The 15,545-nt window shown below is 33.5% G+C and carries 16 protein-coding genes, 2 tRNA genes and 1 riboswitch; of the genes, 13 read left to right on the plus strand and 5 right to left on the minus strand.

Annotated elements, in window-relative coordinates; genetic code table 11:
* Positions 1-203 precede the first annotated feature (203 nt).
* The 6 genes from CN514_RS03295 to tsaD all read left to right on the plus strand — a co-directional run bounded on the left by CN514_RS03295 (position 204) and on the right by tsaD (position 3,383).
* Positions 204-280 (plus strand) — tRNA-Met (locus CN514_RS03295).
* Positions 281-284: 4 nt separating this feature from the next.
* Positions 285-360 (plus strand) — tRNA-Asp (locus CN514_RS03300).
* 401 nt (positions 361-761) lie between these two features.
* On the plus strand, positions 762-1,229 hold the full coding sequence (gene tsaE, locus CN514_RS03305; RefSeq protein WP_056470004.1) for a tRNA (adenosine(37)-N6)-threonylcarbamoyltransferase complex ATPase subunit type 1 TsaE: 468 nt from the start codon (positions 762-764) through the stop codon (positions 1,227-1,229).
* On the plus strand, positions 1,210-1,902 hold the full coding sequence (gene tsaB / locus CN514_RS03310) for a tRNA (adenosine(37)-N6)-threonylcarbamoyltransferase complex dimerization subunit type 1 TsaB (RefSeq protein WP_098231373.1): 693 nt from the start codon (positions 1,210-1,212) through the stop codon (positions 1,900-1,902). Before tsaE ends, tsaB begins: the two co-directional genes overlap by 20 nt.
* Before the next feature lie 9 nt (positions 1,903-1,911).
* Entirely contained in the window at positions 1,912-2,364 is a 453-nt protein-coding gene (rimI, locus tag CN514_RS03315; protein ID WP_097978594.1) for a ribosomal protein S18-alanine N-acetyltransferase, read from the plus strand.
* Positions 2,361-3,383 carry a tRNA (adenosine(37)-N6)-threonylcarbamoyltransferase complex transferase subunit TsaD gene (gene tsaD, locus CN514_RS03320; RefSeq protein ID WP_435817606.1) on the plus strand — a complete coding sequence of 341 codons (1,023 nt, stop codon included), beginning with the start codon at positions 2,361-2,363 and terminating at the stop codon, positions 3,381-3,383. Before rimI ends, tsaD begins: the two co-directional genes overlap by 4 nt.
* 216 nt (positions 3,384-3,599) lie before the next feature.
* Here the strand turns inward: tsaD and CN514_RS03325 are convergent, their stop codons facing one another.
* Positions 3,600-5,525, minus strand: coding sequence for an ABC-F family ATP-binding cassette domain-containing protein (locus CN514_RS03325; protein ID WP_098231375.1), 1,926 nt, complete (start codon positions 5,523-5,525; stop codon positions 3,600-3,602).
* A 161-nt stretch (positions 5,526-5,686) separates the two neighbouring features.
* Here CN514_RS03325 and CN514_RS03330 point away from each other — a divergent pair, with 161 nt between their 5' ends.
* Positions 5,687-6,313 carry a redox-sensing transcriptional repressor Rex gene (locus CN514_RS03330; RefSeq protein WP_025672092.1) on the plus strand — a complete coding sequence of 209 codons (627 nt, stop codon included), beginning with the start codon at positions 5,687-5,689 and terminating at the stop codon, positions 6,311-6,313.
* Between the two features lie 42 nt (positions 6,314-6,355).
* Here CN514_RS03330 and CN514_RS03335 read toward each other — a convergent pair whose 3' ends face one another.
* The gene (locus tag CN514_RS03335) at positions 6,356-7,027 is read right to left on the minus strand and encodes a CPBP family intramembrane glutamic endopeptidase (protein ID WP_098231376.1); all 672 of its coding nucleotides are present in this window, start codon (positions 7,025-7,027) and stop codon (positions 6,356-6,358) included.
* A 275-nt stretch (positions 7,028-7,302) separates the two neighbouring features.
* Between CN514_RS03335 and groES the strand changes: the two genes are divergently transcribed.
* The 3 genes from groES (at position 7,303) to CN514_RS03350 (ending at position 9,676) form a co-directional block, all read left to right on the plus strand.
* Positions 7,303-7,587: a co-chaperone GroES gene (gene groES / locus CN514_RS03340; protein ID WP_025672094.1), complete on the plus strand. Its 285-nt coding sequence runs from the start codon at positions 7,303-7,305 to the stop codon at positions 7,585-7,587.
* Between the two features lie 59 nt (positions 7,588-7,646).
* Positions 7,647-9,272 carry a chaperonin GroEL gene (gene groL / locus CN514_RS03345; RefSeq protein ID WP_098231377.1) on the plus strand — a complete coding sequence of 542 codons (1,626 nt, stop codon included), beginning with the start codon at positions 7,647-7,649 and terminating at the stop codon, positions 9,270-9,272.
* Positions 9,273-9,493: 221 nt separating this feature from the next.
* Complete coding sequence (locus CN514_RS03350; protein ID WP_286141547.1) at positions 9,494-9,676, plus strand: hemolysin XhlA family protein; 183 nt, start codon at positions 9,494-9,496, stop codon at positions 9,674-9,676.
* A gap of 488 nt (positions 9,677-10,164) precedes the next feature.
* On the opposite strand, the gene CN514_RS03355 is transcribed toward CN514_RS03350, so the two are convergent.
* A complete protein-coding gene (locus CN514_RS03355) occupies positions 10,165-11,016 on the minus strand; it encodes an ATP-dependent DNA ligase (protein WP_098231379.1) in 852 nt (283 codons plus the stop codon).
* Positions 11,017-11,247: 231 nt separating this feature from the next.
* Between CN514_RS03355 and CN514_RS03360 the strand changes: the two genes are divergently transcribed.
* Together CN514_RS03360 and CN514_RS03365 are read left to right on the plus strand one after the other, a co-directional pair.
* Positions 11,248-11,649, plus strand: a complete 402-nt coding sequence (locus CN514_RS03360) for a hypothetical protein (RefSeq protein ID WP_098231380.1) — start codon at positions 11,248-11,250, stop codon at positions 11,647-11,649.
* Between the two features lie 140 nt (positions 11,650-11,789).
* The gene (locus tag CN514_RS03365; protein ID WP_098231381.1) at positions 11,790-12,548 is read left to right on the plus strand and encodes a peptidoglycan recognition protein family protein; all 759 of its coding nucleotides are present in this window, start codon (positions 11,790-11,792) and stop codon (positions 12,546-12,548) included.
* Between the two features lie 61 nt (positions 12,549-12,609).
* On the opposite strand, the gene CN514_RS03370 is transcribed toward CN514_RS03365, so the two are convergent.
* Positions 12,610-12,930, minus strand: coding sequence for a DMT family transporter (locus tag CN514_RS03370; protein ID WP_098231382.1), 321 nt, complete (start codon positions 12,928-12,930; stop codon positions 12,610-12,612).
* 1 nt (position 12,931) lies between these two features.
* Positions 12,932-13,279, minus strand: coding sequence for a DMT family transporter (locus CN514_RS03375; protein WP_098231383.1), 348 nt, complete (start codon positions 13,277-13,279; stop codon positions 12,932-12,934).
* Between the two features lie 191 nt (positions 13,280-13,470).
* Positions 13,471-13,573, plus strand: a riboswitch (purine riboswitch).
* A gap of 146 nt (positions 13,574-13,719) precedes the next feature.
* Here CN514_RS03375 and guaA point away from each other — a divergent pair.
* Positions 13,720-15,255, plus strand: coding sequence for a glutamine-hydrolyzing GMP synthase (gene guaA, locus CN514_RS03380; protein WP_435817638.1), 1,536 nt, complete (start codon positions 13,720-13,722; stop codon positions 15,253-15,255).
* The last annotated feature ends 290 nt before the right edge of the window (positions 15,256-15,545 follow it).

Consider the following 15,545-nt stretch of genomic DNA (forward strand, 5'->3'; position numbering starts at 1 on the left):
CTGTGAGAGTAGAACGTCGCCTGGTTTGGATTTTTTATGGAAATAATTTTTTCTCATTATCGCGGGGTGGAGCACGAACGAATATGCTTCGAAGTAATTGCTTCAGCATACCAATCGAGCCGCTACTTGTATTAACATCCTGAGATTGGGATGGTCTTAACAGGTTAAACTTCATGGTTTTAATTAAATTGTTTTCTCATTATCGCGGGGTGGAGCAGTCTGGTAGCTCGTCGGGCTCATAACCCGAAGGTCGCAGGTTCAAATCCTGTCCCCGCAACCAAAATGGTCCCGTGGTGTAGCGGTTAACATGCCTGCCTGTCACGCAGGAGATCGCCGGTTCGATCCCGGTCGGGACCGCCATACATACGATTCTTAAAACGAAACAAAAAATTGTTTCGTTTTTTTTATTATTTTTGAAATGAGTAATATATAAATAGATTTTATTGTAAGAGTAATACTTTAAAGGATATTAACTGTATAAAACAGAAGCCGACGGAAGTAAAACTGCTCAACTCAATCATTAATTAGGAAACATGGGATGGTAGGGAGACACAATGAGTTATGTGAAAGAAGGTACTGCTTACTACATGCTGTAAACGAGAGAAGTAACAAAATAAACGAAAACAACCTAAATATAAATTTCAATAATTTATTTAAACTATTCAAAAGAATATTACTGTTTGACATCTGCTTAATGTTTTGAAATGATATAATATGGCAAAGTTAGAAATAGACGAGTTAGAATTTTGGTGGTGAAGTAATTGGAAATTGTTTTACATACAAATACTGAGGAAGAAACTCAAGAAATTGCATTTTTTCTCGGACAATTAGTGCAACAAAAAGATGTAATATTATTAGAAGGAGATCTTGGTGCTGGAAAGACCACTTTTACAAAAGGATTTGCTAAAGGTCTTGATGTAAAAAGAACAGTTAATAGCCCAACTTTTAATATTATTAAAGAATATAAAGGTAGAATTCCTCTATATCATATGGATGTTTATCGTTTAGAAGGAAGTAGTGAAGATTTAGGCTTTGATGAGTATTTTATGGGTGAAGGTGTTTGTGTTGTAGAATGGGCTCATTTAATTTCAGATTACTTACCAAATGAATTCTTAAAAATCATAATAACTCATGAAGAAAATGGTAGAATGATTACTTTTATTCCAAGTGGATCTAGGTATGAATTTATTTGTAAGGAGTTAATAAACAATGACCGTTTTAGCAATTGATACATCTACAAATGTTATGGGTATTAGTCTAATAAAAGATCAGTCTGTTATTGGAGAAACGATAACATTTATTAATAAAAACCATTCTGTACGATTAATGCCAGCGATTAGCTCTTTAATGGAAGAATGTAATATAAAACCAAAGGAACTATCTAAAATAGTAGTTGCAAAAGGTCCAGGCTCTTATACGGGTGTACGTATTGGTGTCACTGTGGCTAAATCATTAGCTTTCACTTTAAAAATTCCAATTATCGGGGTATCAAGTTTGAAGGTATTGGCTGCTAATGGACGATATTTTAATGGATTAGTCTGTCCATTATTTGATGCAAGACGCAACTTATTATTTACTGGTCTTTATGATTTTAGAGGTCAGGTCATTAATGAGGTATTAGAAGACTGCAATATTGACCGAAGTATATGGATTGAAAAGCTTAAATCTTATAATGAACAAATCTTATTTATTGGTAACGATGTATCAATTCATAAGGAGTTTATTATTGAGCATTTAAAAGATAAAGCGCTCTTTGCAAAAGAAAGTATGAATAACCAGAGACCAAGTGAACTGTTTACATGTAGCTTAGAAGAAAAAGAAGAATCGGTTCATAATTTTTCACCGGAATATTTAAGATTATCAGAAGCAGAAGCTAATTGGCTAGCAAGCCAAGAAAAGTAGGAGGATATTATGATCTCATCGGTTGCTTTTCGTAAAATGAAAGAAGAAGATTTAGATCAAATAGTAGAAATTGAAAAACAATCATTCCCTACACCATGGACATATGATGCTTTTTATAATGAATTATATTCAAATCAATTTGCCAATTATATAGTGGCTGAAGTTGATGAGAAAATAATTGGTTATTGTGGATTATGGGTGGTCATTGACGAGGGACATATTACAAATATAGCTATTTTGCCAGATTATAGAGGAGTAGGTCTTGGCGAAAAGTTACTTCGGGCTGTAATGGAAACTGCTAAAAATCTTGGAGCTGATACATTAACTTTAGAAGTAAGGGTATCAAATCATGTAGCAATGGGACTATATCGAAAACTGGGCTTCCAAGATGGCGGTATTCGAAAAAGCTATTATACAGATAATTTTGAGGATGCATTAGTTATGTGGGTGAATTTGAAATGATAAATGAAAATTGTTTAATTCTTGCTATAGAGACAAGCTGTGATGAAACTTCAGCCGCAGTTGTTAAAAACGGAAATGAAATTTTAAGTAATGTAGTAGCTACTCAGATAGATATTCACAAACGTTTTGGTGGAGTTGTACCTGAAGTTGCATCACGATTACATGTTGAGCAAATAACTTTAGTAATCGAAGAAGCAATGAAGCAAGCACAGGTAGAATATGAAGAGCTAGCTGCCGTTGCAGTTACAGAAGGTCCAGGACTTGTTGGAGCGTTACTAATTGGGGTAAATGCGGCTAAAGCAATTGCATTTGCACATGGATTACCGCTTATAGGAGTACACCACATTGCGGGTCATATTTATGCTAATCAACTTGTACAGCCCCTGCAATATCCACTGTTAGCATTAGTAGTTTCTGGTGGACATACGGAGCTTGTCTACATGAAGGAAGATGGAATTTTTGAGGTAATAGGTGAAACAAGGGATGATGCAGCAGGAGAAGCTTATGATAAGGTCGCTAGAACACTTAAATTACCTTACCCAGGTGGTCCTCACATTGATCGTCTAGCACAAGAAGGAAATGCAACTATTCCTTTTCCTAGAGCTTGGTTAGAAGAGGGTAGCTATGACTTTAGTTTTAGTGGATTAAAGTCAGCGGTTATTAATTATATGCATAATGCTGAGCAAAGAGGCGAGGAAGTATCACCAGCTGATGTCGCAGCAAGCTTCCAAGAGAGTGTAATTGAAGTAATTGTCTCTAAAACAATTCAAGCTGCAAAAGAATATAATGTAAAACAAGTTTTATTAGCCGGAGGAGTGGCAGCTAATAAAGGGTTGAGAGCTACATTACAAGAAGAGATGAATGCTTTGAGTAATATAGAATTAGTTATACCACCACTATCACTTTGTACAGATAATGCTGCGATGATTGGTGCTGCTGCATTTATCCGTTTAAAACAAGGAAAACTAGGTAATTTGGCATTAAACGGGAATCCAGGTTTGGATTTAGAGAATATGTAAGGAGTACTTATTCACAATTTTTTAATAAAATGTGGATAAGTACTTTTTATTTGTTAAAAACTTATTAATCTATGTGAACAAAATTGTGTATAACTTTACTGTTTTTTTGTGGATAGTGTGTATAAACCTGTGTAAAAGCTAAATGATAATTGAATATATGTGGATAAATATGTAGATAAGAAAAAACGGATAGCAAAAAGCTCATCCGTTTAGTCATTAATCTTGTAAGTTCTCCCACTCTTCCATTAGGTCTATTAACTTAGCTTCGATATCATTTTTCTTATTTGTTAATTCTTGTACTAATTGAAAATCACCGTAAACTTCTGGCTTACATAATTCTAGTTCGATCGTCTCTATATCAAGCTCAAATTGCGATATATTACTTTCAATTTCCTCTATACGGCGCTGAGTTTGACGGAGTTTTTTCTTCAATTCTTTGTCTTGTTGATAATCAGAAATTGGTTGAGAAGATTGTTTAGCTTGTGCTAATGTAGCCTCTTTTTCTGCTTGTTCTTTTTCAAATGCTTCGTTTTTCTTAAATAGGTAATAGTCATAATCACCCAAATAAATTGATAATCCTGCTTTTGCTAGTTCAAAAGTTTTTGTGGATAATCTGTTCATAAAGTAACGATCATGAGATACAAATAAAATCGTTCCAGGGTAATCTAATAATGCATTTTCTAACACTTCTTTACTATCTAAATCTAAGTGGTTAGTAGGCTCATCAAGAATTAAGAAATTAGCTTTTTTCATCATAAGCTTAGCCAAAGCTAATCTAGCCTTTTCTCCACCACTTAAAGAGGTAACAATTTTTGTCACATCATCTCCAGAAAATAAAAAGTTCCCTAATATTGTTCGAATTTCTTGTTCAGCTTTTAATGGATAATCATCCCAAAGTTCGTCTAATACTCTTTTATTAGAAGTTAGTTTTGCTTGCTCTTGATCATAATAACCAACTGAAACATTTGCGCCAAAATCAATCGTTCCTTGTAATTTTTCTAAATCAGCAATAATCGTTTTAAGTAATGTCGATTTACCAACACCATTTGGACCGACTAATGCGACACTATCGCCTCGATTCAGTACGAATCTCATCGGCTGATCAATTGTTGGGATCCGATCATAGCCAATAAATAAATCTTGTACAGACAACACATCATTACCGCTTTGTTTTTCAATTGAAAATGAAAAATTAGCCGAAGATTCGTCTCCAAGTGGCCTGTCTAGTCGAACCATACGATCTAATTGTTTCCTACGACTTTGAGCTCTTTTGGTAGTTGATGCACGCGCAATATTACGCTGTACAAAATCTTCAAGTTTAGAGATTTCCTCTTGTTGCTTTTCAAACTGTTTTAACTCTTGTTCATATTGAGCTGCCTTTAGTTCAAGGTACTTACTATAATTACCAACAAATCGTTGATGCTTATGATTCGATATTTCATAAACAATATTAACAACTTGATCAAGGAAATATCGATCGTGGGAAACGATTAATACTGCACCAGGGTATGACTGTAAGTAGCGCTCTAACCAACTTAGAGTGTCAATATCTAAATGGTTCGTAGGCTCATCCAAGATTAACAAGTCAGGCTTTGTCAATAATAGCTTACCTAATGCCAGTCTCGTCTTTTGTCCACCGCTTAACGAGGAAATTTTTGTTTCATAATCTTCATTACTAAAACCTAAACCACTAATTATTGAACGAATATCTGCTTCAAACTGGTAACCACCGTTTTCTTTGAATGTATATTGAAGATGATCATATTCATTCATAACCTTGTCATAAACGGCTTGATTGGAGTAGACATCCTCCCTAGTCATTTTAACTTCTAATTTTCTCATATTGTCCTGCATCTCTACTAAATGATTAAATACAGAATAATATTCTTCCCAAATCGTTTTATCGCTTTGTAAACCAGAGTTTTGGGCTAAGTACCCTACAGTAACGTCTTTAGGTTTATTTATTTCACCGCCATCATAGGATATTTCACCTGCTATGATTTTCAATAATGTAGATTTTCCCGCACCATTACGTCCAACAATGGCAACGCGATCACTCGTTTGAACTTCTAATTTTATATTTGAAAGTATAATGTCACTACCAAAATACTTTGAGACATTATTTACTTGTAAAAGAATCATGGATAACACCTCATTGCAAAATTTTTTATGTATGTAACTGTAGACTGTCAAAATTCTTAAATATAGTGTATATTTTACATTAGAACAAGTACTTTATTACTAAAATAAAGTCAAATTACACACCATAGTAAAAAGAATTACAGTAAGTGGGGGATTAAAAAATGGATTCGGAACAAATTAAAATTCCACAAGCTACTGCTAAACGTCTACCTTTATATTACCGTTTTATAAAGAATTTGTCTTTATCAGGTAAACAAAGAGTTTCTTCAGCAGAGTTAAGTGAAGCAGTAAAGGTAGATTCCGCTACAATCAGAAGAGATTTTTCATATTTTGGAGCACTTGGTAAAAAAGGTTATGGCTATAACGTAAACTATTTATTAACTTTTTTCTCGAAAGCGCTTAACCAGCATGAAGTTATGAAAGTTGCATTAATTGGTGTTGGTAATTTAGGAACTGCATTCTTACACTATAATTTTATAAAAAATAATAATACAAAAATTGAGATGGCATTTGATATTGATCCAAATAAAATTGGTACTGAAATAGGTGGAGTACCCGTTTATAATCTAGATAATCTAGAGGAAGTTATGAATGAAGATATTCAAATCGTTATTTTAACTGTTCCTGCACCTGTAGCACAATCAATTGCTGATCGATTAAATGGAAAAAATATTAGAGGAATCTTAAATTTCACACCTGCACGAATTAGTGTACCAGAACATATTCGCATTCATCATATAGACTTAGCAGTTGAACTGCAAACATTGGCATATTTTTTACAACAATAAATTCATATCAAAATAAAACCCCCAAAAAAAATTTGGGGGTTTTTAATGTAAATTGATCTGCTGAAAAACGACAAAAGAGTTCATTAACATATGTGTTAAGATTGGCACCATAATTGAGTTTGTTCGTTTATACAGATAACAAAATACAAAGCCGATTAAAAAGTATGATAAAAAGAAGGGCAAGTCACCGTGCATAAGCGAAAAGATCGCTGAACTAATTCCAGCAGAAATAATAAATGGTAAACGATTATATAGCCTTTTAAAAATAATACGACGAAAAATAATTTCCTCTAAAATTGGTGCAACTAAACTTGGAATGATAATAAAAGCCGGGTTAAGCTTAGCGATGTTTATGATATTTTGAGTATTTTCTGAGCCCTTATGTAAATCAAATACATAAATTAAAATTAAATTACAAACAATTTGAGTTAACATTGTTATGAAGTAACCTAAAATAACCCAATTTATTATTGTGCGATAATTAGTTTTCAGATTCTTAATTCCTTCATAAAGGGGCTTATGTAATAAGATAAGTATAATAATTAATCCAGTTACGAAACTAATACAACCCCATAATGCCACCGCTTCAAGAGAAGCTGTTTTCTGATCCACTCCAACGTATAAGTTACTATTTAATAAATAGGGCACCCCAAATACCGCTGAATATTGAAGAACGACATACGTTAATAAAATCCATAAATCTCTAGTTTTCAATACGATAGCTCCTTTGTGTTGATATTTTTCAGAACCCAAAGGTTTATAACAACACGTACATTATTTTACTCGTTTCTTTAGTTTCTTAAAAGAAATTTTCACTTTTTATTTTACTTTTGATTGTAAAGAAAAAAACTTATTAAATTTCGACAAGAAAAGTGCCTGCTTCGGGCTTGCAAAATTTTTTGATATTATTTAAACTAATAATTGTGTTAGCACTCAATATACATGAGTGCTAAAAAATAATGATTTGATTATTGAGGAGGTATTTACACATGTTAAAGCCATTAGGTGATCGTGTTGTAATTGAGCTTGTTGAGTCTGAAGAAAAAACTGCTAGTGGTATCGTGTTACCAGGTAGTGCACAAGAAAAGCCACAAGAAGGCAAAGTTGTTGCAGTAGGCACAGGTCGAGTACTTGAAAATGGTGAGCGCGTAGCTTTAGAAGTATCTGTAGGTGATCGCATTATCTTCTCTAAATATTCAGGAACAGAAGTTAAGTACGGTGGTACTGAATACTTAGTACTTCGCGAAAACGATATACTTGCAATCATAGGTTAATAAAATAAAAATACTTAAATTAAAAAATATATTTTTTATATTATAAGGAGGTCATTTTCATGGCAAAGGACATTAGATTTGGTGAAGAAGCACGTCGCGCAATGTTACGTGGTGTAGACGCTTTAGCTGATGCTGTAAAAGTAACTTTAGGACCAAAAGGACGTAACGTAGTTCTTGAGAAAAAATTCGGTTCTCCATTAATTACAAATGATGGTGTTACTATCGCTAAAGAAATCGAATTAGAAGATGCATTTGAAAATATGGGTGCAAAATTAGTTGCAGAAGTTGCTAGTAAAACAAATGATGTTGCTGGGGACGGTACAACAACTGCTACAGTTTTAGCGCAAGCTATGATTCGTGAGGGTCTTAAAAACGTAACTGCTGGTGCAAATCCAATGGGTATCCGTAAAGGTATCGAAAAAGCAGTTGCTGTAGCAATCGAAGAATTAAAAACAATCTCAAAACCAATTGAAGGTAAAGAGTCAATCGCACAAGTTGCTGCAATTTCTTCAGCGGATCCAGAAGTTGGACAATTAATTGCTGAAGCAATGGAGCGCGTTGGTAACGATGGAGTTATTACTCTTGAAGAATCAAAAGGTTTCACAACTGAGTTAGAAGTAGTAGAAGGTATGCAATTTGACCGTGGATACTCTTCTCCTTACATGGTTACAAATTCAGAGAAAATGGTTGCTGAATTAGAAAATCCATATATTTTAATCACAGATAAAAAAGTAACAAACATTCAAGAAATCTTACCAGTACTTGAGCAAGTTGTTCAACAAGGTAAGCCACTATTAATCATTGCTGAGGATGTTGAAGGTGAAGCACAAGCAACGATCATCGTAAATAAATTACGTGGTACGTTCAATGCTGTTACTGTTAAAGCTCCTGGCTTCGGTGACCGTCGTAAAGCAATGTTAGAAGATATCGCGATCTTAACTGGCGGTGAAGTGATTACAGAAGAATTAGGATTAGATCTTAAAACAACTAACATCACTCAATTAGGTCGTGCTTCAAAAGTTGTAGTAACAAAAGAAAACACGACAATCGTTGAGGGTGCTGGTGAAACTGAAGCAATCCAAAGACGTATCGGCGTAATCCGTGCTCAATTAGAAGAAACTACTTCTGAATTTGATCGCGAAAAATTACAAGAGCGTTTAGCTAAATTAGCTGGTGGTGTAGCAGTAATCAAAGTTGGTGCTGCAACTGAAACTGAATTAAAAGAGCGTAAATTACGTATTGAAGATGCATTAAACTCTACACGTGCTGCAGTTGAAGAAGGTATTGTAGCTGGTGGTGGTACTGCATTAATGAGCGTATATAATAAAGTAGCTGCAATCGAAGCAGAAGGTGACGTAGCAACAGGTATCAACATCGTATTACGTGCACTTGAAGCTCCAGTTCGTCAAATCGCTACAAATGCTGGTCTAGAAGGATCAGTAATTATTGAGAAATTAAAAAGTGCGGAAGTTGGCGTTGGTTTCAATGCTGCTAACGGACAATGGGTAAACATGATCGAAGAAGGTATCGTTGACCCAACTAAAGTTACACGTTCTGCACTTCAAAACGCAGCATCTGTTTCTGCTATGTTCTTAACAACTGAGGCTGTAGTAGCAGATATCCCTGAGAAAAATGCTCCAGCTATGCCTGACATGGGTATGGGCGGCATGGGCGGCATGATGTAATAAAGTAAAAACCCTTGAGCAATCAAGGGTTTTTTTTTTTCGCATATAATTGCCAGAGCTTAATATAGTGGTTGTTCTTTTTCACCAAAGAAATCAACTTCGTTTTAAATAAAAAAACTTATATTACCTTCATACTATTTTCCATTAACAAATTTAATAATTTCTGAATATAGTAAGAGAAGGACAAGCTATAAAGAAATGAGGGGATATGGATAGACGAAATAAAAGAATTACAGGAAAAAATAGCAGAAATTAAAGAACGTTTGGCAGTAACAGAGAGCACTATTATAAAGGTTGAACAAAAAATTGAGAGAATTGAAAGTAATACTAGTTGGACTGTACGTTTAATTATTGGAGCAATTATTATGGCAGTTATAAGAATCATTCTAAAAGGTGGAATTTAAGAGCTTTATTACAAAAGACCGTACTTATATTAGACTTCATTTCACAGTAATATTGCTAGCAAATATAGTGAAATAAAGTAAAAAACCTGGGACTTTTATAGGTTTTTTATTTTTATGTTTCGGTTATTTACTTTTGGAGTAGTCGATAATGAGAATAACTAACTGGTATTAGATTGAAGAAATTGAATTAAATAAGACTTAGGCTTTATTGACTATATATCGTTTAAATATGTATAGTAAATTTGATAAAAGCAGAAAACCTTTGATGCGATATTACGGTTATAGCAAATAACTTTTTAAGGATGATTTAGATGAATTTCGGTTTATACAGAGGATGCCTTTTTGGTCTTTTATTTTCTATACCATTTTGGTTGGTCTTATTATGGCTTATATTTAGATAGAAAATAAAAAAACCCCTTCGCATAAGTAAAAAGCTACTAACTTTCTACATAAAAGAGGCGTAGATCATTAATCTAAAAAGTTATTTTTTAAACGATAAAGTCATGGAATATTGGTTCAATTAATTCTCCGCTATTTAATTGACCTCTATTTTTTATTACACATCGTACTAGCGGTTCTACATAAATATAATTTTTGTCTTCTCCAGTTTTTATATGCTTAGTTAGACTAAAGAAAGCTGTTTTTTGCCCAGTATTCATTCCAAACTCTACTATCCCTACATTTACATACTCATCATTTTTTAATTCTGAGATTAATAATCCCATTCCTTGTTTTTTATAGCCTGTTATATAGTAATTATTAAATCTCCAGTTAATGATCTTTAACCAATTTAGTGATCGATGTGCAGGTATATAAGTGGAATCTTTTGATTTAGCTACTATACCTTCAAGTCCAAGAGTTTTAATTTGCTCAAAAAACGTCTCACCTTCTGACTCGATATAAAAACTTTTTTTAATTGATTCTTGATCAACTAGGGTTTCTGAAAGGATTTTTTTTCGATAAGATAAAGGTTCTTTCATTAAGTTTTTATTTTTAAGACGTAAAATATCAAAAACGATATATGTTAATGGAAATTGTTTGCTTCCTTGTATTATTTTGTATTCTTGAATAAAACTTACTCGATTGGTTGCCGCTTCAAAATCCTCTCTGCCGTTATTATAACAAACTAAAACACCGTCTAAGTAACAATCATCTAAGTCGATATTTTCGAGTTCAGGGATTCTCTCCGTAATCTCGGTACCATTTCGATTAAAAAGTTTATTCTTTCCATTTTGCCTTTCAAGCATCATTCGAACACCATTTAATTTCAATTCAAAATAATGTTGATCAGAGTCAAATGGTTTATCAGCATTTTGTAATAGCATTGGCTCAATAAACATTTTTCATTTCGCTATCATGATTGTTGCTTTTCAACATAATCAAGATTCCTTTCTTTTTCATTTGATATATATAAATAACATAAAATTTTTGTTTTCTTATCTAGCAATAATTCACTCTATTTTTAGTCTTCCACTAGTTAATGTACTTTTATTTCAAATGTATTTCAAGTCATAACTCGTCTAATTTCACAATAAGATTAATTATCTTCTTATGAAAAGTGGTGTTATGAAATGGGGAGGAAAAATAATTTCAAAATTACGGAACCGATGTTGAACGAGTACTATGATTTGAGTCAAAAAAAGAAAGATATTGAAAATCAGTTAGAGGAATTACAAAAGATTTTTCATGGATACTTTGATCATCAAGTTGGAATGAATGAAAAAGGTGAACTAATTATTAATAATTTAAAACTTGAACGAATCATAAGAAAAAAAGAAAAATTTAATGAGGAGAAGACAATTCATAAATTAGAAGAACTAAACTTGACTGATTTAATACAAATAGTAAGAAAACCAGATGGAGATAAAATCAAGTCTGCTATTAATTTGGGATTGTTAAAAGAGAAGGATTTGGATGGATGTATATCTGTTAATTCATCACAAGCAATTTATGTTAAACCTCTAAAAAAGTAATTAGTTTAGGTAAAAGGAACTTTCTGGAGAGTATCTAATACTCTCTTTTTTATATGTAACGAATTTTATCTTTCAGAATACTGTATTAGTATACATGTCCAAGTATTCGGACATGCCAATATTGAAAAGGAGTGCTAATTTTGGCAACTTGGAGAAATGATTTTATTTCGATGAACAAGTATACGAGGCCGTCAATAAAATTGAAAGAAGTTAGAAAAATTGTGCTGCATTGGACAGCCAATCCGGGGGCAAGTGCACAAAGTCACCAAAGGTATTTTAACGGTATAGCGATAAAAAATAAAACATATGCATCTGCTCATATTTTTGTTGATTCGAAAGAGGCAATTTGTATTATTCCGCTTGATGAAATAGCTTATCATGCAAATGATCATTATGAAAGAAATAGTAATGGTGGTGTATATAGAGGGGTGGATGAACTCGCTCCGAACGCAAATAAGCTTTCAATCGGTGTTGAAATGTGTGTCGAAAAGGATGGTACGATTTCACAATATACATTAACACGTACGATTAGAGTAATTGCTGAATTGTGTAAGATGTTTAAATTAAATGCAAATGACATTGTAAGACATTATGACATAACACATAAGCCATGTCCGAAAACCTTCATAGACAACCCCGATCGATTTAACGAGTTTAAAGCACAAGTAAATGCGATCTTAAATCCCCCGATAACCCAAACAGATTCAGTTCCATACCCTGGTATTTTAAAAGAAGGGTCAAGAGGTGAATCTGTCAAAAAAGTTCAACAAAAACTTAAAATAACGGCAGATGGAATTTTTGGACCAGTTACTGAAAATGCAGTTAAAAAATTTCAAGCAAGTAATGGACTAGTTGTCGATGGAATTATTGGAAAGAATACTTGGGGCAAGCTGTTTTAAAAGACAAGATCACGAATTCTTAAAGAAAAAATCCCTATTTCTTTTTAAAATAGGGACTTTTTTAATGAGGTGAGATGATTTTTAAACCAATAACAGATCCAATTACTAAGGTGATAAATAACAGTCTCTTCCATTCACGTGATTCATTAAAGAACAACATGCCAATCAAAACAGAACCAGCGGCACCTATACCAGTCCAGATTGTATAACCTGTTCCGACGGGTATAACCTTTAAGGCTTTTGATAATAAGTAAAAACTAATCCATCCAGATAGAATACACAAAATGGAGTAGTTAAGTTTTTTAAAATTATTAGATAGCTTCATAAAAATGACAAAGCCAACTTCACCCAAACCTGCAATAAATAAAAATAACCAAGCCATTTTATGCTGCATCTCCTTTCTCTGCTTTTTTATCACCTGAAGTTAATTTTAAGCCAATAATTCCTGATAATAATGTAATTACTAGAATAACTTTTAATATAGAAGCTGTTTCATTTAAAAATAACATTCCTATAATAACTGTCCCAGCGGCACCGATTCCTGTAAAAACTGCGTAGGCAGTACCTATTGGAATATCTCTTATTGCTTTTGAAAATAAATAAAAGCTGAACAAGATACCAGCTATTGTAAAAATTGTTGGCAACAAATTTGTAAATCCTTCTGAGTATTTTAGGCCAAATGCCCAAGCGATTTCGGAACCCCCCGCTATAACTAAGTAAATCCAACTCATAAAAAATCTCCCCCCTTATAGCAGAATAAAAAAATGATTTCTTTTTGACAAACTACCTACCGTTCGTTAGTTAAAAGATACATTATAATCTTATTCATGACAAGTTGTAACGTTTCCACAAAAATTTATTTTTTTTATGTATTGAAATACCTTGACCGAAAAAATATACATTGTTAGAATGAGACAATAATACAATATTCGTCATTATTCTTCATATATCCTCGACAATACGGGTCGAGAGTCTCTACCGGGGCGCCGTAACATGCCCTGACTATGAAGGCAGTCTGACTTTGTTTAATTTAAGTCTGATTTTCTGCCTTCTTATGCGTATTTTTCGTATGTAAAAAGAGGAGAAAATCGGCTTTTTTTATTTTTTTTGGGAAAAATAGTATCAGTTTAACTGATACGTTAATTCAATATATATAGATGGGGTGACCGTTTTGCAACAACATGACACAATTGTAGTACTAGATTTTGGAAGTCAATATAACCAACTTATAGCACGCCGTATCCGTGAGTTTGGCGTTTATAGTGAATTACGTCCTCATACAATCACTGCAGAGGAAATTAAGCAAATGGGCGCTAAAGGGATCGTTTTCTCTGGCGGACCAAATAGCGTATATGGTGAAAATGCTTTTTTCTGTGATGAAGCAATTTTTGATTTAGAAATTCCAATCTTAGGTATTTGTTACGGAATGCAGTTAATAACTCAACATTTTGGTGGAACGGTAGCTAGAGCTGACCAACGTGAATACGGTAAAGCTGAATTAAATATTCAAAATCCGTCTGCTTTATTAAAAGACCTACCTTCAGACCACGTAGTTTGGATGAGCCACGGTGATAAAGTAATTCAACAACCAGAAGGATTCGTTGTAGATGCAACTAGTGCTTCTTGCCCAATCGCTGCAATGAGTAACGAAGCTAAAAAAATGTATGGTGTACAATTCCATCCAGAAGTTCGTCACTCTGAATATGGTAATGATTTATTAAAGAACTTCGTATTCAATATTTGCGAATGTGAAGCTAACTGGTCAATGAAAAACTACATTGAAGTTGAACTTGAAAATATTCGTAATATTGTTGGCGACAAAAAAGTACTTTGCGCACTTAGTGGTGGTGTTGATTCTTCAGTAGTTGCAGTATTAATTCACAAAGCAATTGGTGATCAATTAACATGTATCTTCGTTGACCATGGTTTATTACGTAAAGATGAAGCTGAAGGCGTTATGAAGACGTTTAGCGAAGGCTTCCACATGAACGTAATTAAAGTAGATGCTAGAGAGCGCTTCTTAAGCAAACTTGCTGGCGTTTCTGATCCAGAAGAAAAACGTAAAATTATCGGTAATGAATTCATCTATGTGTTTGATGATGAGGCAGCTAAATTAGAAGGTATGGATTTCTTAGCTCAAGGAACTCTTTATACAGATATTATCGAGAGCGGTACGGCTACAGCTCAAACAATCAAATCACATCATAATGTTGGTGGATTACCTGAAGACATGCAATTCACGTTAATCGAGCCTTTAAATACATTATTTAAAGACGAAGTACGTGCAGTTGGAACTGAACTAGGAATTCCAGATGCAATCGTTTGGAGACAACCATTCCCAGGACCAGGTCTAGGAATTCGCGTATTAGGTGAAATTACTGATCAAAAACTTGAAATCGTTCGTGAATCAGATGCAATTTTACGTGAAGAAATTGCTTTAGCTGGTTTAGATAAAGAAATTTGGCAATATTTCACAGTATTACCTGACATCCGTAGTGTTGGTGTAATGGGTGACGAACGTACGTATGATTACACTGTTGGTATTCGTGCAGTTACGTCTATCGATGGAATGACGGCTGACTGGGCACGTATTGATTGGGATGTACTACAAAAAATCTCAACTCGTATTGTAAATGAAGTTAAACACGTAAACCGTATAGTTTATGATGTAACTAGTAAGCCACCTGCAACAATTGAGTGGGAATAATAATAAAAGCCATAAACCCTTATTGGGTTCATGGCTTTTTTATTTTTTCTTGAGATTTGACCCCAGTTTGTAACAAATAGCCGGAACTTGTGAGGGTATTCTGTGATAATTTTGGTTTATAATCGGTATTTTTTACTTGGGAGGGTCAGAAATTGCATAAACATTTTAGAAATGTGGATTCTTATCCCCAGGTCAGTAAAACAAATTTTTTTATCAAGTATTATACTTATATTTGTAGTGTATTGGGGATTATTAGGAAGTAGGAGAGTAATTCAATTATTTTATAATAT

It is taken from the genome of Bacillus sp. AFS001701 (genome assembly GCF_002559405.1).
In the GTDB taxonomy this organism is placed as follows: Bacteria; Bacillota; Bacilli; order Bacillales; family Bacillaceae_G; genus Gottfriedia.

Excerpts from the sequence above, each read along its gene's own strand:
- tsaB (WP_098231373.1), top strand. The coding sequence starts at position 1,210 with ATGACCGTTTTAGCAATTGATACATCTACAAATGTTATGGGTATTAGT.
- rimI (WP_097978594.1), top strand. The coding sequence starts at position 1,912 with ATGATCTCATCGGTTGCTTTTCGTAAAATGAAAGAAGAAGATTTAGAT.
- groL (WP_098231377.1), top strand. The coding sequence starts at position 7,647 with ATGGCAAAGGACATTAGATTTGGTGAAGAAGCACGTCGCGCAATGTTA.
- CN514_RS03355 (WP_098231379.1), bottom strand. The coding sequence starts at position 11,016 with ATGTTTATTGAGCCAATGCTATTACAAAATGCTGATAAACCATTTGAC.
- CN514_RS03330 (WP_025672092.1), top strand. The coding sequence starts at position 5,687 with ATGGATTCGGAACAAATTAAAATTCCACAAGCTACTGCTAAACGTCTA.
- groES (WP_025672094.1), top strand. The coding sequence starts at position 7,303 with ATGTTAAAGCCATTAGGTGATCGTGTTGTAATTGAGCTTGTTGAGTCT.
- tsaD (WP_435817606.1), top strand. The coding sequence starts at position 2,361 with ATGATAAATGAAAATTGTTTAATTCTTGCTATAGAGACAAGCTGTGAT.
- CN514_RS03375 (WP_098231383.1), bottom strand. The coding sequence starts at position 13,279 with ATGAGTTGGATTTACTTAGTTATAGCGGGGGGTTCCGAAATCGCTTGG.
- CN514_RS03360 (WP_098231380.1), top strand. The coding sequence starts at position 11,248 with ATGGGGAGGAAAAATAATTTCAAAATTACGGAACCGATGTTGAACGAG.
- CN514_RS03325 (WP_098231375.1), bottom strand. The coding sequence starts at position 5,525 with ATGATTCTTTTACAAGTAAATAATGTCTCAAAGTATTTTGGTAGTGAC.
- CN514_RS03370 (WP_098231382.1), bottom strand. The coding sequence starts at position 12,930 with ATGGCTTGGTTATTTTTATTTATTGCAGGTTTGGGTGAAGTTGGCTTT.